Annotated in this window: 5 tRNA genes; all 5 read left to right on the forward strand. The window is 52.9% G+C overall.

The features are described from left to right. The 5 genes from DVW83_RS14885 to DVW83_RS14905 all read left to right on the forward strand — a co-directional run bounded on the left by DVW83_RS14885 (position 1) and on the right by DVW83_RS14905 (position 437). A tRNA-Arg gene (locus DVW83_RS14885) sits at positions 1–74 on the forward strand. Positions 75–83: 9 nt separating this feature from the next. Continuing rightward, positions 84–157, forward strand: a tRNA-Pro gene (locus tag DVW83_RS14890). A 19-nt stretch (positions 158–176) separates the two neighbouring features. Further along, positions 177–249: transfer RNA gene (locus tag DVW83_RS14895), tRNA-Ala, on the forward strand. Between the two features lie 27 nt (positions 250–276). Beyond that, positions 277–350, forward strand: a tRNA-Met gene (locus tag DVW83_RS14900). A 13-nt stretch (positions 351–363) separates the two neighbouring features. Then, positions 364–437, forward strand: a tRNA-Ile gene (locus tag DVW83_RS14905). Positions 438–527 lie beyond the last annotated feature (90 nt).

Raw genomic sequence — 527 nt, forward strand, 5'->3', positions numbered from 1 at the left:
GCGCCCATAGCTCAACTGGATAGAGTGTTTGACTACGGATCAAAAGGTTAGGGGTTCGACTCCTCTTGGGCGCGTTAGAACAACGGGAAGTAGCTCAGCTTGGTAGAGCACTTGGTTTGGGACCAAGGGGTCGCAGGTTCGAATCCTGTCTTCCCGATAATGAAATAAATTAACACGGGGCCTTAGCTCAGCTGGGAGAGCGCCTGCTTTGCACGCAGGAGGTCAGCGGTTCGATCCCGCTAGGCTCCATTTCATTTAAATAATGAATATCTTTTTCGCGGTGTAGCTCAGCTGGCTAGAGCGTCCGGTTCATACCCGGGAGGTCGGGGGTTCGATCCCCTCCGCCGCGATTTTTAAGAGCCTGGACCTTTAGCTCAGTTGGTTAGAGCAGACGGCTCATAACCGTCCGGTCGTAGGTTCGAGTCCTACAAGGTCCATAGCGGCGTTGTAAGTTTCATATTGGAGGATTACCCAAGTCCGGCTGAAGGGAACGGTCTTGAAAACCGTCAGGCGGGTAAAACCGTGCA

The organism is Enterococcus sp. VV15 (assembly GCF_005236045.1).
GTDB classification, from domain to species: Bacteria; Bacillota; Bacilli; order Lactobacillales; family Enterococcaceae; genus Enterococcus_B; species Enterococcus_B durans.